Here is a 22,355-nt window from a genome sequence, read left to right on the forward strand (position 1 = left end):
GCGGGGCTCAGACCTCCAGGTCCACCACGACCGGCGCATGGTCGGACGCGCCCTTGCCCTTGCGCTCCTCGCGGTCGACGTAGCTGTCCTTGACGGCGCCGGCGAACGGCTCGTTCCCGTAGACCAGGTCGATGCGCATGCCCCGGTTCTTGGGGAAGGCCAGCTGGCGGTAGTCCCAGTAGGTGTAGGGACGGTCGTACTTCAGGGGGCGGGGCACCACGTCGGACAGGCCCGCCTCGCGCAGCGACGCAAGCGCGGCGCGCTCCGGCGGGGTGACGTGGGTCAGCCCCTCGAAGACGGCCGGGTCGTACACGTCCTCGTCCGTCGGGGCCACGTTGAAGTCGCCGAGCACCGCGAAGGGGCGCCGGCCTGCCGCGTCCTCGGCGACGGCCGCCTTCAGGGCCTCGAACCACCTCAGCTTGTACGCGTAGTGGTCGTGCTCGACCTCTCGGCCGTTCGGCACGTAGACCGACCAGAGGCGGACTCCGCCGCAGGTCGCCGAGATCGCGCGCGGTTCCTCCACGCCCTCGTAGTCCGGGCCACCGGGCAGCCCGAGCACGACGTCGTCCAGGCCGACGCGGGAGACCAGGGCCACCCCGTTCCACCTTCCGGTGGCGTTGACCGCGGACTCGTAGCCGAGCTCGCGCAGCTCCGCGGCGGGGAAGCCCTCGGCCGTGGTCTTGGTCTCCTGGATGCACAGCACGTCGGTGCCGCTGCTCTCCAGCCAGGCCAGCAGACGGGGCAGCCGAGCGGTGATCGAGTTCACGTTCCAGGTGGCGATGCGCATGCGTCCCAACCTACCGCCCGGCACTGACAGTCACAGAAGCGTCGAGTCCCCGGGGGTGAGGCGGGCGTGGTCGGCGCCGCCGAGTGAGCCGATCTGGGAGTCGTAGATCGGCCGGGCGAGGTCGGTGAGCAGGGCGTCGTGGATGTCGAAGGCGCGACGCGGCTTGACCTCGCGCACGTAGTCGATCACCTCGGAGATCTTGTTCCACGGGGCCATCACCGGCAGCATCAGGGTGTCCACGGCGTGGTCGGGCACGGTGAGCGCGTCGCCCGGGTGGAAGACCGAACCGTCCACCAGGAAGCCGATGTTGGTGATGCGCGGGATGTCGGGGTGGATCACGGCGTGCAGTTCGCCGTGGACCTGGATGTCGAACCCGGCGGCCTCGAAGGCGTCGCCGTGCCCGACCGTGTGGACGCGGCCGGGGAAGGCCGCCGAGATCTTCTCCGCGACGCTGCGCAGGGTCCAGATCTCGGCCGCGGGGTTCGCTTCGAGGCCGGCCCGCAGCCGCTCCTCGTCGAAGTGGTCCGGGTGCTCGTGGGTGACCAGGACCGCGTCGGCGCCCACCGCCGCGTCCCGCTCACTGAACGTGCCCGGGTCGATGACGAGGGTGCGGCCGTCCTTGTGCAGCTGGACGCAGGCGTGGGTCTTCTTGGTCAGCTTCAGGCTCATGGTCCCATCCTGCTCCCGGCCCGGCGCCGGGGCACACGATCCGGTCAGCCGCGCGGGGTGGTCTCCTCAAGGATCACCGCGCCGACCACCCGGAACGCCGCGCTCGCCGCGGGAGCGCCGCAGTACACGCCTGTCTGGAGGAGGATTTCCTTGATCTCGTCGGGGGCGAGTCCGGCGCGCAGCGCGGCCCGGGTGTGCGCCGCCAGGTCGTCCAGGTGGCCGCCCGTGGTGAGCGCGGCGAGGGCGACCGCGGCCCGGGTCCGCCGGTCGAGGCCGTCCCTCGACCACACCTCGCCCCAGACGTGGCGGGTCGTGACCTCGTCGAAGTCGCTCCTGAAGGCGTCCGCTCCGGCCGTCTCGGCGTCCACATGGGCGTCGCCCAGCACCTCGCGCCGCATCTTCATGCCGCGCTCGTACGCGTCCGCGCCCACCACGGCCTCGACGAAGGCGGGGGCCGGCGTCTCGGCCGGGACCTCGGGCGCGAGGGGGCCGGCCGGCGCCGGGGGCGCCAGGGGGGTGGGCACGGGGGGCGGCACGGGGAGGGCGGTGAGGGTCTCCTGCCAGGCGGTCGAGAAGTGGCGTACGAGGAGATCGGTGACGGCGCCCGGCTGCTCGACCGGGGCGAGGTGGGAGGCGCCCGGCACGACGGCCAGGCCGGCGCCCGGAACCCCGGCGACCAGCGTGCGGGCCTCGCCGGGCCCGGTCACCCGGTCCTCGGCTCCGACCAGGGCGAGCGTGGGCACACCGATCCGGCCCAGCTCGGCGCGGATGTCGAAGGCGGCAAGCGCCTCGCAGGCCCCGATGTAACAGGCGGGATCGGTCGTACGGACCATCTGCACGGCCCACTCCACGATGGCGGGCTGGGCCGCGGCGTAGGCGGCGGTGAACCAGCGCTCGGGCGCGGAGCGCGCCATCGGGTCCATGCCGTTGGCCCGGACGATCACGCCGCGCTGGCGGTACTCGTCGGCGGTACCGAACCGGGGCGAGGCGGCGACCAGGGCCAGCGAGGCGATCCGTTGCGGGTGGCGCAGGGCCAGATCGGCGCCGATCGCGCCGCCGATGGAGCACCCGGCGTAGCCGAAGCGCTGGATACCGAGCCCGTCGAGGGTGGCGATCAGCCGGTCCCCGAGCTCGGCCACGGAGTGGGCCGGCTGCGCGGGCGCCCCACCATGCCCCGGAAGGTCGAACCGCACCACCCGCCAGGTGCCGGCCAGCTCGGGTATCTGGCGGTCCCACATGTGCCAGGTGGTACCGAGGGAGGGACCCATGACCAGGACAGGAGCGTCTTCCGGCCCGTCAACGCGGTACTGCAGAGTGTTCTTCGGTGTCTCGCTCACCCGCCCGACCCTCTCATCAGTCACCTTCAAAGTTACCGCCAGGGTCAGAAAGTCCGGGGAGACGCGGGCATGGACGCCCCGTGGTCCGCCTCGACCGTCACGGTTCATCGGCTGCGGCATCGACGACCCCGACCTCGCGGACAAGCTCAGCCGCCCGATCAGAGACCACGACGGCTTCAACCACCCTCAAGGCGGCACACCCCCCATGCCCGCACCGGCCTCGCGTCGGCGTACGAACAATGGCTCACATTGATTTAATGTTCAACTTACTCAAGCGGCAGTCCGGTCGGTGCGTGGACGACCACCCCGGAACCGGGCGCCAATGCCCTTTACCGCCAACGGAGTTGAACCGATACGCCCCAGACCCAGACCGAGACCGGACCCGGACCCGGAAACGGAAGAACACCCTGCCGCTCCGCCTCCACCACCACGCCTGGATCACCGACGACCAGGAAGCCAACCGGCGCTTCTACGAGGACGTGATCGGCCTGCCCCTGGTGGCCACCCGGACCGAGCACCAGGTACTCACCGGCTCCGAGCGCGCCTACAGTCACGCCCTCTACGGCTTGGCCGACGGCAGCGCGCTCGCCTTCTTCCAGTTCGCCGACCCCGAGGACCAGAAGGAGTTCAAGACCATCAGCGACTCCACCCCGTTGCGCCACATCGCCTTCAAGGTCGAAACGGAGACGCAGGAGGCCATGGGCGAGCGTGTCACCGCGGCCGGTGATGCGGAGACGAACGCCCACGTGATCGACCACGGGTTCTGCGTCTCGCTGTACGTCACGGACCCCAATGGGCTGATCCTGGAGTTCGTCGGCCACCCCGACGTGGAGAAGATCGACGCCGAGCGGCGCGCCACCGCACACGCCGACCTCGCCCGCTGGCTCGCCGGCGACCGCACGAGCAACAACCGGTGGCAGTGACCCGCCACCGGCGTCGACGCGGTAGCGAGCGTCCAAGCCGTGATACCGGGCCGGCCGAGAGCGACAGCAGGGCGCATGCGCGAGAGCGTGGCTGTCACCGTTCTTCGGATACGCGTGTGGGCTCCCCGCCAGTCGATGGCGGGGAGCCCACACGTCATGCACTCGGCGGTCTACGCCTACCAGCGGTACCAGCGGCCGCTTCCTCCCTTGGGACGGGCGATGAACCCGACCAGCCACACGACGAGCACGATGATCGCGATCCACCACAGGGCCTTCAGCGCGAAGCCCGCACCGAAGAGGATCAGAGCCAGCAGAAGAACGAGAAGCAGGGGAACCATAGTTATCAACCTCCGAGCCACCGAATGCCCCGCCGCAGCAAGGCAACACCACCTCGGTGCGACTGTTTCCAAAATTCTTGACCGGGCATTCTTCTTCCCCTATCCGAGAGCACGGTTGACCGGCCGAAGGGTCAACGGCCCCGCTGTGGGGGTGTCGGGGGTATCGGGGGTGTCGGGCGTGTCGGCGAGCCGGCCGTCTTCGAGGTGCAGTCGGCGGGTGACGTGTACGGCTTCCAGCAGTCGTCGGTCGTGGGAGACCAGGAGCAGGGTGCCCTCGTAGGAGGCGAGGGCGGATTCGAGTTGCTCGATGGCTTGGAGGTCGAGATGGTTGGTGGGTTCGTCAAGGACCAGCAGGTTCACCCCGCGGCCCTGCAGCAGTGCGAGTGCGGCTCGGGTTCGCTCGCCGGGTGACAGGGTGGCTGCGGGTCGTAGGACGTGGTCGGCGCCCAGGCCGAACTTGGCCAGCAGGGTGCGCACTTCGGCCGGTTCGGCCTCCGGTGCGGCGGCGCGGAAGGCGTCCAGGAGAGATTCGGCTCCGTGGAAAAGTGCGCGGGCCTGATCGATTTCGCCGAGCTTCACTCCGGTTCCGAGCGTCTGGTCGCCGGTGTCGAGCGGGATGCGGCCCAGCAGCGCTTCGAGCAGGGTCGATTTGCCGGTGCCGTTCGCGCCGGTGATGGCGACCCGGTCGGCCCAGCCGATCTGCAACGAGACCGGCCCCAGGGTGAAGTCGCCGCGCGGGACGGTGGCTTCGCGCAGGGTGGCCACGATCGCCCCGGAGCGGGGCGCGGTGGCGATCGTCATGCGCAGCTGCCATTCCTTGCGCGGTTCCTCCACCTCCTCCAGGCGTTCGATGAGCCGTTCGGCCTACTTGGCCTTGGCGGCCAGGTTCTCGCTGTTCTCCAGGCGCGCGCCACGGGCGAACTTGTTGTTGTCGCGGCTGCGGCGCTGTGCTGTGCGCACTCCTTTCTCGGCCCAGGCCCGGTGGACGTTCGCGCGTTGCTGAAGGGCGGACTTGCGCTCGGCGTACTCCTCGTACTCCTCGCGCGCATGCCGTTTGGCGCGCTCCCGCTCCTCCAGGTAGGTGGCGTATCCGCCGCCGAACAGGCGCACCTGCTGCTGTGCGCGGTCGAGTTCGAGGACCTGAGTGACGGTGCGCGTGAGGAATTCGCGGTCGTGACTGACCACGACCGCGCCCGCGCGCAGCCCGCGCACGAACTGCTCCAGTTGTTCCAGGCCGGCCAGGTCGAGGTCGTTGGTGGGCTCGTCCAGCAGGAAGACGTCGTAGCGCGAGAGGAGCAGCGAGGCCAGCTGGGCACGCGCGGCCTGGCCGCCGGACAGGGACGTCATGTCCTGCTCCAGGCGGACCCCGAGCCCGAGGGTGCCGGCGACGTGCTCGGCACGCTCCTCCAGGTCCGCCCCGCCCAGCGCAAGCCAGCGGTCCAGGCCCGTAGCGTACGCCTCGTCAGCGCCGGCGACGCCGTCGGCCAAGGCCTGCGAGGCCGTGTCCAGAACGTGCTGGGCGGCGGCGACACCGGTGCGGCGTGCGAGGAAGCCGTGGACGCTCTCGCCCCGGTTCCGGTCCGGCTCCTGCGGGAGATGGCCGATGGTCGCACCGGCCGGAGCCAGATGCACGCGGCCTTCCTCCGGCCGGTCGAGCCCGGCGAGGAGGCGAAGCAGGGTGGACTTGCCCGCGCCGTTGGGTCCGACGAGGCCGATCACCTCCCCCGGCGCCACGGCAAGGTCGAGGCCGGTGAACAGAGGGAGGTCGCCGTGGCCGGCTGCGAGGTTCTTGGCGGTCAGGGTTGCGGTCATGAGGTCACCTACCGAAAAGGTCCGCCACCTGCGGTGACGAGTAACGGGTGCATGAGGGAGGCACGCGCTCGGTAGGGCGGCGGCAAACAGGGGTGTGCCGCATCCGGTCAAGGGACGCGGTCTCGGACACAGGTGTGTCGCCCGGTATCCGGAGGGGCCGGGGAGAACGCAGAGGTCGCACGCACACCACCGCCGCCGGCATGGCCGGGCGCGGCAGGGCAGCACGGGAGAACACCGTGCTGACAGCAGGGGTACGAACCTCAGATGCGCAAAGTCCACCTCGATCGGCGACAACAGGACCACCAATCACATTACCCATCGACCGCACCACCGGGCATCCCCCTTTCGACCGACGCGTCCCGCTCCCGGCCGCGTGGCAGAGTCGGCCAGGCCGGCCGGGTCAACGGATCGCGCGCGTGCGATACAGGCGGGCAAACGGGGCATACGTAGGCTATGAAGCTGATCAGCGAGGACAGCGGCCCGGCGGCTCCCCCCGCATGGCTGCGCTTCGGCGCCGGTGCTGCAGCTGTGACCGGCGCCGCTCTCGTCGGAGCGCGAGCGGTCGATGCCGACAGCGTCTGGTACGAGTCTCTGCCGAAGCCGTCGTGGCAGCCGCCGTCGTGGGCCTTCGGCGTCGCCTGGACACCGTTGTACGCCACGATCGCCTATGCCAGCGGCCGTGCGCTGGGTGCAGCGCCCACCCGGCGGGAACAGCGCCGTCTCGCCGCGAGCGTGGCCGTGAACCTCTCCCTGAACGCCGGATGGAACTGGCTGTTCTTCCGTCTGCGCAGCCCGCGGGCAGGTCTGATCGGCACGGTGCTGCTCGACCTCAGCAATGCGGAACTCATCCGCCGCACCGCCCGATCCGACCGCGCCGCGGCCAAGATCCTGCTGCCCTACGCGGCCTGGTCCCTCTTCGCCACAGCCCTCAACGGTTCCATCGCTCGCCACGACCGAACGGCGTCATCCAGCAACCGGCTTCGCTGAGACCCGCGCCGTGGTCGAGGCTCCCTTCCCGGGATACGTGGCCGGCCGCCACCCCTGTCATCGACCAGGAGCCACAGAGGTATTCCGTCGAGTCCCTTGTGGGCCGGCACAGTCGAGGTGGTGTTCGACTGCACGGATGCTCCGTCGCGGTACGGCCCCTACCGGGCGGCCCCTGTCCCGCGCCGGGGGCCGATGCGGGTGCTGAGGCCTACCGCTTCTTGCGCCATGCGAGGAAGAGCGGAACGACGATGCAGAGGACCGCCAGGGCGAACAGGACTATTCCCAGCGTTCCACCGGGCGTTATCGAGGTACGTGCGAGGATCATCACTGACTCACTTCCGGTGAGGGGCAGAGCACCCGCTTAACGATTCCTGGAACGAAACGCCGCCCAGACCGCGAGGCAGAAGGCGTCGACGGCGACCGCGACCATGAGCACGGGCCACGCCGCGTCCCAGCCGCCCTTGAATCCCAGAACGACCGCGAGTGCGTAGAGCAGTACGGACATCACGATCACGAGGACGGCGTTCCGCCTGACAGCACCGCTCGATCCGTAGGCATGTTCAAGTATTTTCGCCATCACGCTTCCCCTTCGTCGTGCGTCGTGCGTCGTGCGTCGTGCGGTGTGCGTCGTGCCTCGTCCAGGATTCCGCTTCTGCCGAGGGACGGAGGGGTTGACGGAGAGTGTGCGGCTCCGTCCCTCGGCAGAATGTGCGCGCTACTTCAGGCCGTCCTCAACCTTTCCCGAGACGTAGTCGCCTGCGGCCGTGCTGGCATAGGCGCAACCGACTTCGAGTGCCGCGGACGCCGTTCCGCCGGTGGGCAGTGCGGCGAATCCTGCCGCGAACTGGCATCCGCTTTCGATGGCGATGCCCGTCGCTATGCCCGCTGCCTGGCCCCACAGTGCGTCGGTGTCGCCCTCGAGACCGCTGGAGACCGCGTCGCTGACGTCCTTCACGTCCCCGGGCAGATCGGAGAGGCTGTAGAGGCCCCTCGGGTCGATGCGGTTGACGGGGTCGCCCTCGGCGTACAGGTAGGGGTTCTTCTCCTGGCCGGAGGGGTCGGGCTGGGTGAAGCGGCCGATGTTGGGGTCGTAGTAGCGGGCGCCGAGGTGGTACAGGCCGGTCGGGTCCTGGTGGCCGCCTGCGAAGCGGTAGGGCTGCGCGGCCGCCTCGGTGGTGGTGCGGGACACCCCGCGCGGGCTGTACGTGTACGTGTTGACCTTGGTGCCGGTCTCGTCGGCGAGGCCGATCACCGAACCGAGCGCGTCGGTCAGGTAGTAGTAGGCCTTGCCCGCGGTCGTCATGGAGTTCAGGGTGCCCCCGGGCTCCCGGTTGAATCCGGTGTCGACGCCGCCGGTGGTCTCCGCCGACAGGCCCAACGGGCCGTTGTGGAAGGTGGTTTGGCCCAGCTTGGTGCGCTCCGACTGGTCGGTCGAGGCGTACTGGCCGGCGTAGGTGGTGCTGCCCACGGCGAGGGACTTCAGCTGGGAGTAGTCGGACCACTTCTCCGCGGTGCGGGTGCCCTCGGGGGTGGAGGCCCCCGCGGTCTCGTTGCCGGCCTTGTCGTAGGACCAGTTGGTGGTGGAGCCGTTCTTGCCGGTGATCTGCTGCGCGTCGTTCACCGTGTAGGTGGTGCCGTGCGGGCAGCCGGGGTCGACACCCTGGGAGGTGAGGTTGCCGGCGAGGTCGTAGCAGTACTGCCAGGACGAGTTGAGGGTGCTGCCCTTCTCCTCCTTGGCGTAGGAGAAGCGGCCCGCCACGTCATAGGTGTACGAGGTCTTGAGCCCGGCGACGACGTCGGTCGCGGTGCGGATCTTCGTGCCGTCGGTCGCGGAACCCGTCCCGTAGCCGTAGGTGTAGGTCAGATTGGTCAGGGTGCCCTTGGATGAGGTGGTCTTGATGGTGGTGGGGCGGCCGGACTTGTCGACGTCCACGCTCTGCACCGTGCTGCCGGGGTAGGTGGTGCTGGTGCGGGTGTCGTTGTTGTTGTAGCCGTAGGTGGTCCTGCGGCCGCTCTGGTCCTTGAGTTCGGTGAGCCGGTTGGCCTTGTCCCACGTGTAGTCGATGACGCCCGAGGGGTCGGTGTAGGTGTCGACGTTGCCGTTGGCCGTGTACGCCAGGACCGTCTGCGAGCCGTCCTGAAGGGTGCGGACCGTCTCGCGCGACAACGCGTCGAACTGGTAGGTCTGGGTGCCCGTGCGGTCGGTGCGCGAACTCAGGTTGCCGTCGCCGTCATAGACGTACGTGACGGTGTCGTAGCTGCCGGTGTCGACCTTCTTGACACGGTCCCGGTCGTCGTAGGTGTAGAGGGTGGTGACGCCGCGGCCGTCCTTGGAGTCGGTGACTCGGCCCAGCGCGTCGTAGTGGTAGGCCACCTTGCCGATCTGCGTGGGCGGAGTCACCGAGTCCAGGTTGCCGCGGGTGTCGTAATGGAACGACGTCACCGAGTTCTGCGTGCCGCTCATCTTCGTGGTGGCCTTGCAGCGCTGGCCCTGGAAGCCGCCGCAGGTCGCGGTCGCCGGGTTGTAGTCGATGGTCGCCGAGCCGCCTCCGGTGCCGCTCTGCGCCACGGAGATCGTGTTGCCGGCCGTGTCGTACCCGTAGTCCGTCTTGTCACCGTCGGCCGACGTGGCCGAACCGGGCACGTCACGGCCCGCCTTCGTCGACCAGCCCGCCACCGTCGACGTGGCGCCCGTGGGCAGCTTCGCGGAGGTCGGGTTGCCGCGGGTGTCCCAGCCGTACGTCGTCACGTTCCCCGCGCCGGTGCCCACGCCCATCGCGTCCGTCGCGGTCTGCGTCAGATGCGCCTTGTACGACTTCGAGCGCCCGTGGCCCAGGGCATCGGTGACCTTGGCGACCTCACCGTCCCCGTCGTGCTCGTACTTCGTCGCGTTCAGGAGCGGATCGGTGACCGTGGTGGTGCCCGCGGCGAGCCGGCTCGTCGCGTCGTAGGAGTAGGTGTACGTGGGGGCGTCGTCGCCCGAGCCGCCGAGTTCGGTGAAGCGGCGCATCGAGGTGACGCGGTTCTCCGAGTCGTAGGTGAACACCGTCGCCCGGGACTCGGGCGTCGTCACCTTGATGACGCGTCCGTCCTCGTCGTACCCGTAGGTCGTGGCGTTGCCCGTGGTGTCCCGGGACCGGATGATGTGGCCGTTGGCGGCGTCGATGTCGTACGTGACGGTCCGGCCGGTGTTGTCCGTGGCGGTCCACAGCGTGGCACTCGTCTTGACGAGGTCGATGGTGCGGCCGGAGCGGTCCTCGGTGAGCTTGAAGCCGGCCGCCCGGCCGTCGGCGTCCTTGTGCGCGGTGACCGTGATGGTCCCGTTGTTGCGGTCGGTCACCTTCGTGAGGGTGCCGTCCGCGCTGTAGGTGTCCTTGGAACCGGACTTGCGGTCGGTGAGGGTGTAGGTGCCGTCGCTGTTCTTCTTGAGGTCCTTGCCGTAACCGTCCGGCGTCTTGAACGTGCCGTCGGTGTTCTTCAGGAAGTCGATGGTGGCGCCGGAGGAGTCGTACCAGATCACGTCGTTGGTGAACCAGGTGTCCAGGGACCGCTCGTACCCCGTCCACCACGGGTCGGCGACCTGGCCCAGCGGGCCCTGGAAGGAGTTGTAGGTACGGGTGAGCTGGAGGGACTCGCCCACGCCCGCGATGTCGAAGTCGGTGGCGGCCAGCATCAGGTTGCCGGTCGAGTAGTCGATCCGCCCCACCAGGGAGTCGGTGATGCGGAAGTCGAATATCTGGTGCCAGGGCACATCGCCCTGCCCCTCGGGGACGTACACCTTCACCGACGGCCCCACACTCTGGGACGGGCTCTGGCCCGCGAGGCGGGACTTCTGCCCGGCTTCCCACTGGCGCCGTTGGGGAGTCGACGCCGCCTCGCGCTGATTGCGCGGCGGCTTGTTCTTGCCCACCTTCACCGTGGGCATCGCCGCTCGCGTCTTGCTCTGCCCCCATGCGGAGACCGGCGTGGGCGCCGGCCCTGCCGCCACGGCGGGCAGCGCGGACGCGCCCAGGCCCAGCACGGCGACAGAGGCGAGTACTGGGCTTCTCCATGAGATGCGCGCATGCCGAAAGGGCATGCCGAAGGCACGTGAACGCACGATCTTCCCCCCGATAGGAAGTCAGGCCGGCAGCCCCCATGGCCACCAGGAGCACACACGTTCACACAGGACCCACACAGGCCGGCCGCGCCTTCCCCGGAAGTCGAGGCGCATCCCCGCCGAAATAAGCCCTTCCCCTTGTGCTGGTCCGCGTCGGCCAAAACTGGACACGGGACCGCAATGTGGCGCGATCTCCTTCGTCCCGGCCGGCACGGGCGGCCGTTCCGCCTCAGCCACATCGGCTCAAAATCGGTGTCCGAAGGGGCAGTTCACTTCCTTCCGGCCGTCGGTGACCCGCTCATCTCGGCCAATGGACCGCCAGAACGGCTTCTGCGCCCGCGCATCGGCCGGGGCCGCCCCCGGTCAACGGACGGACAGCCCGCAGGTTTGTCATCGGGCCCGAACCCGCTCCGCTCACCCCTTCGAGTCGGTACGCCTCATACGTCTGGGTGAGGGACGGCCTGTTCGACGACACCTCCCGGCCGGCCCTCTTTACCTTGAACGGCACGGTGGTCGTCGATGGGCCGCCCGCGTTGTCACGGTGGGCGGAGGGCGTGGTGGGGTACCTGGCAGCTCTGTGGCGGCGCGTGCAGTACCGGTTCGACACCCTGGTGTCGCGCAGCACGCCCGCCCTCATCGGCTGGCTCACGCTCGTCTGTCTGTGCGCCGTCGTTCCGGTGAGTGTGCTGCTGGTGCGGACGGACCGCCGGCCGCCGGAGACCTTCACCGGGCAGCTCGTGGCCGTGTGGGTGAGCGTCGGGCAGACACTGAAGCTGGGGGGCGCCGTCGGCTCGCCCCTGTATGTGCTGGCGTCCGTGCTGCTCGCCCTGGTGGCGCTGCTGTTCGTGTCGACGCTGGTCAGTCTCATCACGACCGGCCTCAACCAGCGGATCATGGAGCTGCGGCTGGGCCACTCCACGGTCCTGGAGGTGGGACACACCGTCGTCCTCGGCTGGTCCGACCAGATCTTCCCCGTCATCGCGGAACTGGTGTCGGCCAACTCCAACCGGCCGAGGGCCGCCATCGCCGTCCTGGCCGCGAAGGACAAGGTGGAGATGGAGGGCGAGATCGGCGCCCGGATCACCGCGCCCCGCACCACCACCATCGTCTGCCGCAACGGCTGCACCACCGATCCGGCCGTGCTCGCGCGCGTCAGCCCCCGGACCGCGAAGGCCGTACTCGTCCTGCCGCCCGGTACCGACGACGGAGACGCCCTCGTGGTGAAGACCCTCCTGGCCCTCAACGCGCCGACACCGGGCGCCGACGGGACGGGCGACACGGGCCCGGGTGGCCCCGACCGCCACGACGGGGACGGCGGGAACGGCACCCGCGCCGGCGACGGAGGCGGCATCCACGACGGGGACGGCGGGGCCGGCACCGGCGCCACCTGGCCCCGTCGTGACACCCGTGTCGACCCCGCGACGGCCGTCGTCGTCGCGGCGGTCCGCGACACCCGCAACCGGCTCACCGCGACCCTGGCCGCCGGGCCGCGCGGGCGCGTCCTGGCCATCGACGACATCGTCGCCCGCCTTCTCGTGCAGACCGCCCGCCAGCCCGGACTCTCGCTCGTCTACCAGGAGTTACTGGATTTCGCCGGCGACGAGTTCTACTCCGTTCCCGCCCAGGACCTGGCCGGCCGCACCTTCGGGGACGCGCTCCTGGCGTTCACCACCTCCTCGGTGGTCGGCCTGCTGCGCGTCGACGACACCGTCGTCCTCAACCCCGGCCCCGAGACCGTCATCGCGGCCGACGACCGTGTCATCGTCATCACGCGCGACGACGACACGGCGGTACTGGAGGACGCGACGTCGCACGTCGACGCGAGGGCCATGGCCACGGCCGCCCCGGAGCCGGCCCTGCCCGAGCGGCTGCTCCTGCTCGGCTGGAACCGTCGCGGCCCCCTCATCGTGGCGGAACTCGCCTCCTACGCGAGCACCGGAACCACCCTGGACATCGTGGCCCTCGGGGACGACGTCACCCTGCGCGGCGCCTACGACTCGGCGACGGAAATGGGGCCCTTGGAGGTCACCCTGCACCGCGCGGACATCACCAATCCGGTCGTGCTCGGCGCCCTGGACGTGCCGTCCTTCGACAGCGTCATCGTCATCGCCGACCCGGGCGACGCACCGGCCGGCGTGCTCGCCTTCGCCCAGGCCGACCCCGACGTGGACGACAGGACGCTGGTCACCCTGCTGCACCTGCGGGCGATCGAGGAGGCGACGGGCCGGGAGATCCCCCTCACGACGGAGATGTCGGACGACCGCAACCGGCTGCTCGCGCCGGCGCGCGAGGGCGCCGACTTCATCGTGAGCGGCCGGCTCATCAGCCTCCTCATGTGCCAGATCTCGGAGAGCCCCTATCTGGCCGCGCTCTTCGAGGAGTTGTTCACCGCGGAGGGGAACGAGCTGTACCTGAGACCCGCGACGGACTACGTCCGGCCGGGAGTCGAGGTCACCTTCGCCACCGTCGTCGCCTCGGCGCGGCGCCGCCGGGAGTGCGCCGTCGGATACCGGCTGCGCGCCCATGCCACACGCGGGCCGGCCTACGGCGTGCGGCTGAATCCCGACAAGCGGGACCCGGTCCGGCTGACGGCGCTGGACTGGGTGATCGTGATCGCCACGGACCGATGACCGGCGCGCCGTTGCGGGCGCACGCACCAACTGCCGCATGTCGCGGCTCACTCGACCGTGCGTCGGGGGGGACGGAAGCACTGGAGTCCCCGCCGACCGGACGCACGGCGTCGCCGGCTCCCGCCGGAGCCGGCGACGCTTCCAGCCGGCGACGCTTCCGTTCCCTTGCGGCGCGGGAACTTGGCCCTGCGCCATCGCCGCCCGCTGTCCCCGCCCGCTATCCCCGCAGAACGGAGTCCGCGACCTTGAGAGCGGCGGCCTTGTCCTGCTTGATCTGGGCGAGTTCCTGGCGATGTTCCTGGATGAGCCGCGTCTGAATCTTCACTTCCGCGGAGTTCCAGACACCGATGAGATCGACGTTGCTCTTACAGGCGACATCCGCCGTGGCCGTCGCTTTCTCCGCTTCCGTGATGCTGCTCTGCGCGAACTTCGGATCGTCGTTCGCCTTCATCGGGTCGCTGTAGGAATATCCCTTCCCCTTCATGCAGGAGGACCATGCGGCGAACACCTTCTTCACACCGGAATCCTCGAGAGACGCCTTGTAGCTCTGCCCGTCGAGCCTCGTCACAAGGTCCGCGATGACCGGCTTTCCGTCCGTCACCTTCTTGAGGCCTTCATTGAGGCAGCCCCCGTACGGAACCGTCGTGCCGTTCTGAAGCTTCGGTGCGGTCAATCCGTTCTGCACGGCGTCGCTGCGCTCCTCCTTCGTGCCGGTGAGCGCAAGCCATTCCTCGGGAGAGCGTTTCGGAGCCGCGGGAGGAGCGACGAAACCGTTCGTGCGCTTCACCACGAATTCCGGCTTGTACCCGTACGTGCCGGCCTGTTCGGCATCGTGGGTGCCATAGCGAAGATCGTCGAGGTCTTCCATGGCGTCCACGCCATTGGCCCCGGGGCCGAGCGACTGAACCGGCGCGGGCTGGAACTTCTTGAAGCCGAGGCCCTCCATGCACTGTCGCGCGAGTTCGGATCTGGCCTGATTGATCCGCGTATATTCCGCGCCCGTCGGACGGTAGTCGGTAAGGGGCAGCTCGAAGGCGGAGCCGGCCTTCTCGCCGGCCGCGCCCTGTGCCGCATGGGCCGCCACGGCGTGGGCCGCTCCGCCGGCCGCGTCACTGCCGGGCTCCTGTGCCGAGTTCACCCGCGAAGCGCCCGTGTGCTCCGCGGTGCCGCACCCGGCCAGCAGCAAGCCCGAGAGCGCCGCGATGGGGACGATCGCCATGGGCGCCTTGGAAACAACCAGCTTCCGCATTTTCAACCTCCTACGTCAAAACGTTCAGTTCAACGAACACATGGCCGCACGGCCGTGCGGCCCCGGGGGCACGCGTGTTACGGCAGGAGAAGAGGGGCTCAGTGCCCTCCGCCACCCTCGTGACGCGGGAACCAGTTGGTCGATGCGTTGTTGTTCTTGGTCGTTTCCATGATGAGCCGGCTCTGCGCCGGAACGTATTCCCACGGCCCCTTCCAACCACTGTTGTAGTGGATGCAGTAGTCCGTGCTTTCCGTGCGATTGTCCGCCGATGCCGCGTTGTTCTTCACGGGCAGGCCGCCGCCGTTGCCCGAGCCCGGCTTGAAGTTGTAGTCGAGTTCCCAGAGCCCTCCGTCGTAGAAAGTCGCCAGCGCGCCCGTCCAGCCCGAGTTGTAGTAGAAGCAGGCCATGCCGGGGTAACACCGCTCCGTGGGAACCGGCTTGATGACACCGGCCTCCGCCGTGGGAGCGAGACCGAACGAAAGGCCGGCCACACATGCGCCCACGGCAAGGAACTTGGACATTCTCATCGCCTTCTCCTTCGTCAGAACGAGATCGTCATACGCGGGGTCATGGGCAGAGACCTTAGTTGCCGATGTGGCGGGCGAGACGGGTGAGGTGCCGCCGAGATGGGCCCCAACCGGTACGTAAAAGACAGGTCCGTTCAGGACATCCTGTGCGGCAGTCACGCGCGCCCACCTGCGACGAAGTCGCCGCCTTCGCATTGCATAGGGCCGAGCCGGTCATTCCGCCACGGTGGTGGGATTCATTCCACATCTCGTGTATCGGTCCCTTTCCACCGAGGCGATCGCGTACCTGTCCGGAGCGACGAAAGAACCGGCTCCGGCCACTCCGCATTCCCGCCATGTCGGCGCCATCCCGGACCGCGTGAACGGGGCGCGGGCGGGCAGACGGACGTGGGAGTGATCTTGCTCGTGGCAAGCGCCCTCCGTGTCACCACCCGCCCCGCCGGCCCCAACTGCCCTGTCATGGGCGGCCAGTTCGAAGGAGTCCGCCGATGACCGTTCCGGTCCGTCCCCTCCCCGCCGTTTCGCGCCGTCGGCGCCCCGCGTTCAGTCTGCGCACCACCTCGCTGGGCTTCGGTCTGGTCGCGCTCGTCATCTGGGGCGTCGGCCTGACCTTCAAGTCGGCGGTGCGGCCGCACTCCCATCCGCTCGGCGCCGTACTGGCGCTGCTGGCGCTCCTCTTGCTGTCCACGGCCGCGATACGCAGCAACTGGCTGCGCCGCGCGGCCCGCAGAGCGGCGCTCGAAACCGCGGTCGCGCCCGTGCCGCACCAGCCCGACCCCGTGCTCCCGCCCACCGTCGGCGCCCCCCAGGCCGAGGAGTGCGCCGACATCGACCCGTTCGCCTTCGAGGAGGCGGTGTCGCGGCTGTGCGAGCGCGACGGCTGTTCCGATGCGCGCGTGGTGGGCGGGGCGGGCGACCTCGGCGCGGACGTGGTGGCCACCACGCCGGACGGCCGTCACCTCGTCATCCAGTGCAAGTGTTACGCGACGGGCCACAAGGTCGGCTCGCAGGATCTGCAGCGCTTCGGCGGCACCTGTTACGCCGTGCACGAAGCCGACCTGGCCGTGGTGGTCACCACCAGCGAGTTCACCGACCCGGCCCTGGGCTACGCCGACCAGTGCGGCATCCTCTGCCTCGACGGGACGTTCCTGCGCGCCTGGAACAACGGGACGGGCCCCGCCCCCTGGGAGCTCCCCGGCATCTGAACGGCGGCCCGCGGGCACACACCGCGGCGCGCACCACGACACGCACGACACGCACGGCACGCACGACGACACGCACGCGACACGCGCGGCGGGAAGCGGCCGGTGCCGATCCGCTTCCCGGACCACCCCACGTAGGTTAGGTTAGGCATGCCTAAGTAACTCGCGTTCTGCGACGTCCCCAGGGAGAACCCGCATGCGCCCCCAACGTGCCCGCACCCAGCAGCCGACCCCCGCCGAGCGCGTGCGCTCCATCGTCGCGGCGGCCCATTCCATGACCGTGGTGACCGACGGCCGCCACCAGGAGCTCTACAGCCTCGACGGCGCCGGTGTCCTGGGCCGCATCCATCTCCACGACCCGGCCGACCCCGCGCAGGCCCTCCCCGCGGCGCCCCGCATCCCCGTCCGCCTCGAACTCACCGACATCGCGCCCACCCCCGTGCGCGACCGGTTGCGCGCCCGCGTCACCCTGTCCGGCCTGGTGGCGAAGGCCTACAGCGCGGACGCCACGGAGAGCACCTGCATGGAGTTCGGCCAGGCGGTCATCGAGGACGCCGCCGGGCGCGCGTACGTCTCCCTGGAGGAGCTGCAGGAGGCACCGTGCGATCCGACGGCGTCCTGCGAGGCCGGCATGCTCACCCACCTCGTGGACGACCACCCCGACCTCGTCCCGCTGCTGCTCCGGCTCGTCGAGCCCCGGCTCAAGGACGGCGTGGTGCGGGCCCTGCCGCTGGCCATGGACCGCTACGGCGTCACCCTGCGCCTCGAACTCCCCGCCGCACACCGGGACGTACGGCTGCCGTTCCCCACGCCGCTGACCGACATCGACCAGGCCGGCCTTCAGTTCCACGCCCTGCTGACCGCCGCGCGCCGCTCCTCCCACCAGCGGCTGCCGGCCTGAAGGCGCCGCGCGGGGGCCCGCGCCCGATGGGTCCTCACGGCGTTCGTCAGGGGGTCGTCGTGGACACCACGAAGACGTACGGCCGGTCCGGGTTGGTCTCGTCGACCGTGATGTCCAGGGTCGGCCGCGGCTTGTCCTGGACGCGGGTGGTGCCCGACCAGTCGCGGCCCGCGTGGAAGGGCCAGTGCACCTTCGCCGCGTCCTTCGCGTCGATCGTCACGTCGCCGGGCCTGAGCGTGGCCGTGCTGGTACCGGCGCCCTTCATGAACTCCGCGAGGCCGGCCGCGCTCGTCTTGAACTGGACGTACAGCTTGCTGACGTTCCAGCTGTTCGTCTCGTAGTAGTACACGCCGATCGAGTCCATCGGGATCGTCACGTCGTAGATGCGCCGCTGCGCCTTGGACGGCCAGTCGTGCACGAGACCCTTGGCGGCGGCCTCGGACTCCTTGTCGCGGCCGCTGGTGCGGCTCTGCTCCGCGGAGATCGCGAGGTAGCCGGCGGGCACGCCGATGAGCAGCACGATGATCACCGCGGTGATCCAGCGCCGCCGGATCATGTGCTGCCGGGTCTCGGGGGGCCTCTCGTCCGGCGGCGGGGACTGGCGGGGCACGGCGGGGCGGTCGGGCGGTGTCATCAGTCGGATTCCTGGGTGGTGCGGGTGGTGCCCGTCCTGCGGACGGCTTCGGCGACCTTCGCGTACCGCTCGTAGCGCTCCACGCGGCGGCGGTTGGCCCGGCGGAAGCGGCGGGCCACCAGACGGGCGAGGTCTGCGGCGCCGACCATACCCGCCTCGGGCCCCAGCTGCGCCTTGGCGATCCTCGCTTCGGGCCGGTAGCCGCGGCCGGTGAGGTGGCGTTTGAAGGCGTCCCGTGCGGGGCGGATCAGGAGGTCGTCGGCGGCGCTGACGCCCCCGCCGATGACGAAGCAGGACGGGTCGAGGGCGGCCGCCAGGTTGGCGATGCCGACGCCGAGCCACTGTCCGATGTCCTGGAGCAGCTCGACGCACATCGCGTCGCCCTCGCGGGCCAGCTCGGTGATGAGCGGCCCGGTGATCTCGGAGATGTTGCCGCCGACGCGTTCGATGATGTTGTACGCCACCGGGGAGTCGGCGCTCGCCAGCTCGCGGGCCTCGCGCACCAGCGCGTTGCCCGAGCTGTACTGCTCCCAGCAGCCGCGGTTGCCGCAGGCGCAGCGGTGGCCGCCGGGCACGACCTGCATGTGGCCGAATTCGCCGGCGACGCCGTACTTGCCGCGCTTGACCTGCCCGTCCTCCAGGATCGCGCCGCCGATGCCGGTGCCGAGCGTGATCATGACGAGATGGTCCTCGCCGCGCCCGGCGCCGAAGCGCCATTCGGCCCAGGCCGCGGTGTTGGCGTCGTTGTCGACCATCACGGGCACCGCGAGGCGGGCCTGGAGGGCATCGCGCAGCGGCTCGTTGCGCCAGGCCAGGTGCGGGGCGAAGAGGATGGTGGAGCGGTCGGCGTCGACCCATCCGGCCGCCCCGATGCCCACCGCGTGCACGTCGTGCCGGTCGGAGAGGTCGAGGACGAGCTCGGTGATGGTGTCCTCGACGACCTTGGGGCTCTTGGACTTGTCCGGGGTCTCCGTGCGGAGCTTCTCCAGGATGTTGCCGTCCGCGTCCACCACGCCGGCCATCACCTTCGTACCGCCGATGTCAATGCCGACGGTGGGCACCCGGGGGGCCGTCAGGTGCGAGCGGCGTTCCCGGGTGCCGACGGTGCGCAGCGTGGTCCGGGCGGAACCCCGGTGGGCTAGGGCGAAGTCGCGGTACGTGGTCATCGGGGCCGATTCTGCCATCCGGACGCGGCACGGACCTCGCGCGCGGGCGCCGCCCCGGCGGCCCGGGGCGGCGGCGCCGGCCGGACGGGACGGTGCGGACACTCCCTAGGACACGTCGCCGGGCCCGGTGGCCCGCTGGAGTTCGTGACTGAGCTCTTCGAGCTCGCTGCCGCCCGCCATCTGGCGGGTGAGCTCGTCCAGGGTGATCTCCGAGCGCAGATGGCTGCCGGTCATCGAGCCGCGCTTGAGGAGCACGAAACGGTCGCCCACGAGGTAGGCGTGGTGCGGGTTGTGGGTGATGAGAACCACTCCGAGTCCGGCGTCCCGGGCGGCCGCCACGTACTTCAGGACGACCCCGGACTGCTTCACGCCGAGGGCGGCGGTCGGCTCGTCGAGCACCAGGACCTTCGCGCCGAAGTGGACGGCGCGCGCGATGGCGACGCACTGGCGCTCGCCGCCGGACAGGGTGCCGATCGGCTGGTCGACGTCGCGCAGGTCGATGCCCATGCGCAGCAGCTCCGCGTGGGTGGTGCGGCGCATCGTGTCGACGTCGAGGCGCCTGAAGGGGCCCTTGCCGCGGGTGGGCTCGGAGCCGAGGAAGAAGTTGCGCCAGACCGGCATCAGCGGGACCACGGCCAGGTCCTGGTAGACGGTGGCGATGCCACGGTCGAGGGCTTCGCGCGGGTTGGCGAGCGAGACGTCCTCGCCGTCGATGCGGAAGGCGCCGGAGTCGTGCCGGTGGAGACCGGCGATGATCTTGATGAGGGTGGACTTGCCCGCGCCGTTGTCGCCCAGGACACAGGTGATCTCCCCGGCGTGGACCTCCAGGGTGACGCCTTCGAGGGCGCGGATGTTGCCGTAGTACTTGCTGACGTCGTCGAGCTCGACGAGCGCGGTCCGCCCGGCGGCCTCGTCCGCGTTGTTCGTGCTGTTCGTGCTGTCCGGGTTCGTCGTCATGCTGTCGCCTCCGCCCGCTTGCGCACCCAGGCGTTGAGCAGGGTGGCGAGCAGGAGCATCGCTCCGAGGAAGAACTTGAACCAGTCGGGATTCCACTCCGCGTACACGATGCCCTTGCTGGTCATGCCGAAGATGAACGCGCCGACCGCGGAGCCGATCGCCGAGCCGTAGCCGCCGGTGATCAGGCAGCCGCCGATGACGGCCGCGATGATGTAGATCAGCTCGTTGCCGACGCCCTCGCCCGACTGCACCACGTCGAACGAGAACAGCAGGTGCTGGCCGGAGATCCACGCCGCGAAAGCGACACCCATGTAGAGGCCGATCTTCGTCCTGAAGACCGGGACGCCGACCGCGCGGGCCGCGTCCGCACCGCCGCCGACCGCGAAGATCCAGTTGCCGAAGCGGGTCCGCAGCAGGATCCAGGTGGCGGCCGCGACGAGCACGAACCACCACAGGATGGTGACCTTCAGGTCGACGGAGCCGATGCTCAGCTGCGAGGCGAAGAGCTTCTTCGCCGACGCGAAGCCCTCCATGTCGGAGATGGACTTCGTCGAGACCGTGCCGCTGATCAGCTTGGTGAAGCCGAGGTTGAGGCCGGTCAGCATCAGGAACGTGCCCAGCGTGATGATGAAGCTGGGGAGCTTCGTGCGGGTCAGCATGAAGCCGTTGAACGCGCCGATGGCGACGGTGACGAGCAGGGAGACGGCCACGCCCACCCACACGTTCGCCGTCATCTGGTAGCTGAACATCGACGAGACGAGCGCCGAAGTGGTCACGAGGACGCCCGCCGACAGGTCGAACTCGCCGCCGATCATGAGCAGCGCCACCGGCACCGCCATGATGCCGATCGTGGACGCCGCGTACAGCACGGTCGAGAGGCTGGAGGGCCGCAGGAAGCTGTCGGCGACGAGGGCGAAGAACAGGAAGACGGCGGCGGCGCCGACCACCGAGCCGAGTTCGGGGCGGCCCAGGAGCTTGCGCCAGACCGAGCGCGTCAACAGCCGCTCGTCCGCGCCCAGTTGCGTGGCGGTCATCGGGTCCCCCGCTGCGTGTACGCCTCCAGCTTGGCGGCCTGGTCCTTCGTGACGATCTGGGGTCCGGTCAGCACGGGGAGCCCGCCGCCGAGGACGTCGGCGTTGTACTTGTAGAGCCACAGGAGGTCGACGGCCTCGTATCCCTGGAGGTAGGGCTGCTGGTCGACGGCGAAGCCGAGGGTGCCGGACTTCAGGGACGCGGCCACCTTGGGGTTCAGGTCGAAGGTGTCGATCTCGGCGGAGCTGCCGGCCGACTCCTTGGCCTTGACCGCCGTGTCCGCGAAGGGTGCGCCGAGGGTGACCACGGCGTCGATGGACGGGTCGGCCTGGAGCTTCGCCTCGATCGAGGACTGCACGTCGGGCATGTTGGTGCCGGTGACGTAGAGGTTCTGGACCTCGCCCTTGAAGGTCTCCTTGGTGCCCGCGCAGCGCTGTTCGTGGCCGACGTTGCCCTGCTCGTGCAGGACGCAGAGGGCCTTCTTCCTGCCCCGCTTGGTGAGCTCGTCGCCGACGGCCTTGCCCGCGATGGTCTCGTCCTGGCCGATGTGGGTGAGCGCCCCGAACTCCTTGGACTTCTCCGAGCCCGAGTTCACGGTGATCACCGGGATCCCGGCCTTCTCGGCCTTGGCCACGACGTCCTTGAGCGCGTCCGGCTTCGCGAGCGTGACGATCAGCCCGTCGACCTTCTGGTCGATCGCGGCCTGCACGAACTGGGCCTGCTGCTGACCCTGGTCGCTGTGCGAGTAGAGGAAGTCGATGTTGTCCTTGACAGCGGCCTGCTTGGCGCCGCTCTGCACGATGTCCCAGAAGGTGTCGCCGTCGCCCGAGTGGGTGACCATCGCGATCTTCCAGCGGGGCGTGTTCACCGCGGCCCTGCCCTGGGCCTGCGCGGACTTGCGCGCGTCCTCGGCGCGCTTGCCGCCCGTGCTGCTGCACCCCGCCAAGGAGGCGGCACCGAGCACCACTGCCAGCACCGCGCCCATGGCGCGTACCCCTGTCCCAACCCTTGCCACGACGCCGTGCCCTTCCTGCTGTACCACCGGGTGCCACCGGGGCTGGTCGGTCCCTGCCCCGGCCGCCCAAGTATGGGTCACGGGGGCTCC

General features: G+C 69.9%; 18 protein-coding genes and 2 pseudogenes. 6 read left to right on the forward strand and 14 right to left on the reverse strand.

What is annotated here, in order from left to right; all coding sequences use genetic code 11:
* Positions 1–7: 7 nt before the first annotated feature.
* From OG432_RS05085 to pcaDC, 3 genes are read right to left on the reverse strand one after another with little or no spacing between them, the layout of a single operon-like run.
* On the reverse strand, positions 8–787 hold the full coding sequence (locus OG432_RS05085; protein WP_328308145.1) for an exodeoxyribonuclease III: 780 nt from the start codon (positions 785–787) through the stop codon (positions 8–10).
* Positions 788–817: 30 nt separating this feature from the next.
* Positions 818–1,456: an MBL fold metallo-hydrolase gene (locus OG432_RS05090; RefSeq protein ID WP_328308147.1), complete on the reverse strand. Its 639-nt coding sequence runs from the start codon at positions 1,454–1,456 to the stop codon at positions 818–820.
* Between the two features lie 44 nt (positions 1,457–1,500).
* Complete coding sequence (gene pcaDC / locus OG432_RS05095) at positions 1,501–2,793, reverse strand: bifunctional 3-oxoadipate enol-lactonase/4-carboxymuconolactone decarboxylase PcaDC (RefSeq protein ID WP_328308149.1); 1,293 nt, start codon at positions 2,791–2,793, stop codon at positions 1,501–1,503.
* Between the two features lie 15 nt (positions 2,794–2,808).
* On the opposite strand from pcaDC, the pseudogene OG432_RS34910 reads away from it, so the two are divergent.
* Both OG432_RS34910 and OG432_RS05100 read left to right on the forward strand, forming a co-directional pair.
* Positions 2,809–2,965: pseudogene (locus OG432_RS34910) on the forward strand (TraM recognition domain-containing protein); the annotation flags it as partial.
* A 172-nt stretch (positions 2,966–3,137) separates the two neighbouring features.
* Positions 3,138–3,716 carry a VOC family protein gene (locus tag OG432_RS05100; RefSeq protein WP_328308151.1) on the forward strand — a complete coding sequence of 193 codons (579 nt, stop codon included), beginning with the start codon at positions 3,138–3,140 and terminating at the stop codon, positions 3,714–3,716.
* Between the two features lie 176 nt (positions 3,717–3,892).
* Here OG432_RS05100 and OG432_RS05105 read toward each other — a convergent pair whose 3' ends face one another.
* Both OG432_RS05105 and OG432_RS05110 read right to left on the reverse strand, forming a co-directional pair.
* Entirely contained in the window at positions 3,893–4,054 is a 162-nt protein-coding gene (locus OG432_RS05105; RefSeq protein ID WP_267054796.1) for a hydrophobic protein, read from the reverse strand.
* 180 nt (positions 4,055–4,234) lie between these two features.
* A pseudogene (locus OG432_RS05110) lies at positions 4,235–5,866 on the reverse strand (ABC-F family ATP-binding cassette domain-containing protein); the annotation flags it as partial.
* A 453-nt stretch (positions 5,867–6,319) separates the two neighbouring features.
* On the opposite strand from OG432_RS05110, the gene OG432_RS05115 reads away from it, so the two are divergent.
* Positions 6,320–6,853: a TspO/MBR family protein gene (locus OG432_RS05115; protein WP_328308160.1), complete on the forward strand. Its 534-nt coding sequence runs from the start codon at positions 6,320–6,322 to the stop codon at positions 6,851–6,853.
* Positions 6,854–7,214: 361 nt separating this feature from the next.
* On the opposite strand, the gene OG432_RS05120 is transcribed toward OG432_RS05115, so the two are convergent.
* A complete protein-coding gene (locus OG432_RS05120) occupies positions 7,215–7,430 on the reverse strand; it encodes a hypothetical protein (RefSeq protein WP_328308162.1) in 216 nt (71 codons plus the stop codon).
* Positions 7,431–7,568: 138 nt separating this feature from the next.
* Entirely contained in the window at positions 7,569–10,778 is a 3,210-nt protein-coding gene (locus OG432_RS05125; protein WP_328308164.1) for an RHS repeat-associated core domain-containing protein, read from the reverse strand.
* 731 nt (positions 10,779–11,509) lie between these two features.
* Between OG432_RS05125 and OG432_RS05130 the strand changes: the two genes are divergently transcribed.
* Entirely contained in the window at positions 11,510–13,582 is a 2,073-nt protein-coding gene (locus tag OG432_RS05130; protein WP_328308165.1) for a CASTOR/POLLUX-related putative ion channel, read from the forward strand.
* Positions 13,583–13,799: 217 nt separating this feature from the next.
* Here OG432_RS05130 and OG432_RS05135 read toward each other — a convergent pair whose 3' ends face one another.
* Together OG432_RS05135 and OG432_RS05140 are read right to left on the reverse strand one after the other, a co-directional pair.
* Positions 13,800–14,831: a hypothetical protein gene (locus tag OG432_RS05135; protein ID WP_328308167.1), complete on the reverse strand. Its 1,032-nt coding sequence runs from the start codon at positions 14,829–14,831 to the stop codon at positions 13,800–13,802.
* Positions 14,832–14,929: 98 nt separating this feature from the next.
* The gene (locus OG432_RS05140) at positions 14,930–15,517 is read right to left on the reverse strand and encodes a hypothetical protein (RefSeq protein ID WP_328308169.1); all 588 of its coding nucleotides are present in this window, start codon (positions 15,515–15,517) and stop codon (positions 14,930–14,932) included.
* A gap of 329 nt (positions 15,518–15,846) precedes the next feature.
* Between OG432_RS05140 and OG432_RS05145 the strand changes: the two genes are divergently transcribed.
* Together OG432_RS05145 and OG432_RS05150 are read left to right on the forward strand one after the other, a co-directional pair.
* Positions 15,847–16,563 (forward strand): restriction endonuclease, encoded by a 717-nt coding sequence (locus OG432_RS05145; RefSeq protein WP_328308171.1) that lies wholly within the window; start codon positions 15,847–15,849, stop codon positions 16,561–16,563.
* Between the two features lie 193 nt (positions 16,564–16,756).
* A complete protein-coding gene (locus OG432_RS05150) occupies positions 16,757–17,461 on the forward strand; it encodes a DUF2470 domain-containing protein (protein WP_328308173.1) in 705 nt (234 codons plus the stop codon).
* Positions 17,462–17,507: 46 nt separating this feature from the next.
* On the opposite strand, the gene OG432_RS05155 is transcribed toward OG432_RS05150, so the two are convergent.
* From OG432_RS05155 to OG432_RS05175, 5 genes are all read right to left on the reverse strand, one after another.
* On the reverse strand, positions 17,508–18,095 hold the full coding sequence (locus tag OG432_RS05155) for a hypothetical protein (RefSeq protein WP_328308175.1): 588 nt from the start codon (positions 18,093–18,095) through the stop codon (positions 17,508–17,510).
* A complete protein-coding gene (locus OG432_RS05160) occupies positions 18,095–19,261 on the reverse strand; it encodes an ROK family glucokinase (protein ID WP_328308177.1) in 1,167 nt (388 codons plus the stop codon). Before OG432_RS05160 ends, OG432_RS05155 begins: the two co-directional genes overlap by 1 nt.
* 105 nt (positions 19,262–19,366) lie before the next feature.
* Positions 19,367–20,218 (reverse strand): ATP-binding cassette domain-containing protein, encoded by an 852-nt coding sequence (locus OG432_RS05165; RefSeq protein ID WP_328308179.1) that lies wholly within the window; start codon positions 20,216–20,218, stop codon positions 19,367–19,369.
* Positions 20,215–21,252, reverse strand: a complete 1,038-nt coding sequence (locus OG432_RS05170) for an ABC transporter permease (RefSeq protein WP_328308181.1) — start codon at positions 21,250–21,252, stop codon at positions 20,215–20,217. The genes OG432_RS05165 and OG432_RS05170 overlap by 4 nt, the downstream gene beginning before the upstream one ends.
* A complete protein-coding gene (locus OG432_RS05175; protein ID WP_328308183.1) occupies positions 21,249–22,235 on the reverse strand; it encodes a sugar ABC transporter substrate-binding protein in 987 nt (328 codons plus the stop codon). The genes OG432_RS05170 and OG432_RS05175 overlap by 4 nt, the downstream gene beginning before the upstream one ends.
* Between the last annotated feature and the right edge of the window lie 120 nt (positions 22,236–22,355).

Source organism: Streptomyces sp. NBC_00442, assembly GCF_036014195.1.
Taxonomy (GTDB): domain Bacteria; phylum Actinomycetota; class Actinomycetes; order Streptomycetales; family Streptomycetaceae; genus Streptomyces.

Coding starts and splice junctions, on each gene's coding strand:
- OG432_RS05085 (WP_328308145.1), bottom strand. CDS start 787: ATGCGCATCGCCACCTGGAACGTGAACTCGATCACCGCTCGGCTGCCC.
- OG432_RS05090 (WP_328308147.1), bottom strand. CDS start 1,456: ATGAGCCTGAAGCTGACCAAGAAGACCCACGCCTGCGTCCAGCTGCAC.
- OG432_RS05105 (WP_267054796.1), bottom strand. CDS start 4,054: ATGGTTCCCCTGCTTCTCGTTCTTCTGCTGGCTCTGATCCTCTTCGGT.
- OG432_RS05115 (WP_328308160.1), top strand. CDS start 6,320: ATGAAGCTGATCAGCGAGGACAGCGGCCCGGCGGCTCCCCCCGCATGG.
- OG432_RS05120 (WP_328308162.1), bottom strand. CDS start 7,430: ATGGCGAAAATACTTGAACATGCCTACGGATCGAGCGGTGCTGTCAGG.
- OG432_RS05125 (WP_328308164.1), bottom strand. CDS start 10,778: ATGCCCACGGTGAAGGTGGGCAAGAACAAGCCGCCGCGCAATCAGCGC.
- OG432_RS05135 (WP_328308167.1), bottom strand. CDS start 14,831: ATGCGGAAGCTGGTTGTTTCCAAGGCGCCCATGGCGATCGTCCCCATC.
- OG432_RS05145 (WP_328308171.1), top strand. CDS start 15,847: ATGACCGTTCCGGTCCGTCCCCTCCCCGCCGTTTCGCGCCGTCGGCGC.
- OG432_RS05150 (WP_328308173.1), top strand. CDS start 16,757: ATGCGCCCCCAACGTGCCCGCACCCAGCAGCCGACCCCCGCCGAGCGC.
- OG432_RS05155 (WP_328308175.1), bottom strand. CDS start 18,095: ATGACACCGCCCGACCGCCCCGCCGTGCCCCGCCAGTCCCCGCCGCCG.
- OG432_RS05160 (WP_328308177.1), bottom strand. CDS start 19,261: ATGACCACGTACCGCGACTTCGCCCTAGCCCACCGGGGTTCCGCCCGG.
- OG432_RS05165 (WP_328308179.1), bottom strand. CDS start 20,218: ATGACGACGAACCCGGACAGCACGAACAGCACGAACAACGCGGACGAG.
- OG432_RS05170 (WP_328308181.1), bottom strand. CDS start 21,252: ATGACCGCCACGCAACTGGGCGCGGACGAGCGGCTGTTGACGCGCTCG.
- OG432_RS05175 (WP_328308183.1), bottom strand. CDS start 22,235: ATGGGCGCGGTGCTGGCAGTGGTGCTCGGTGCCGCCTCCTTGGCGGGG.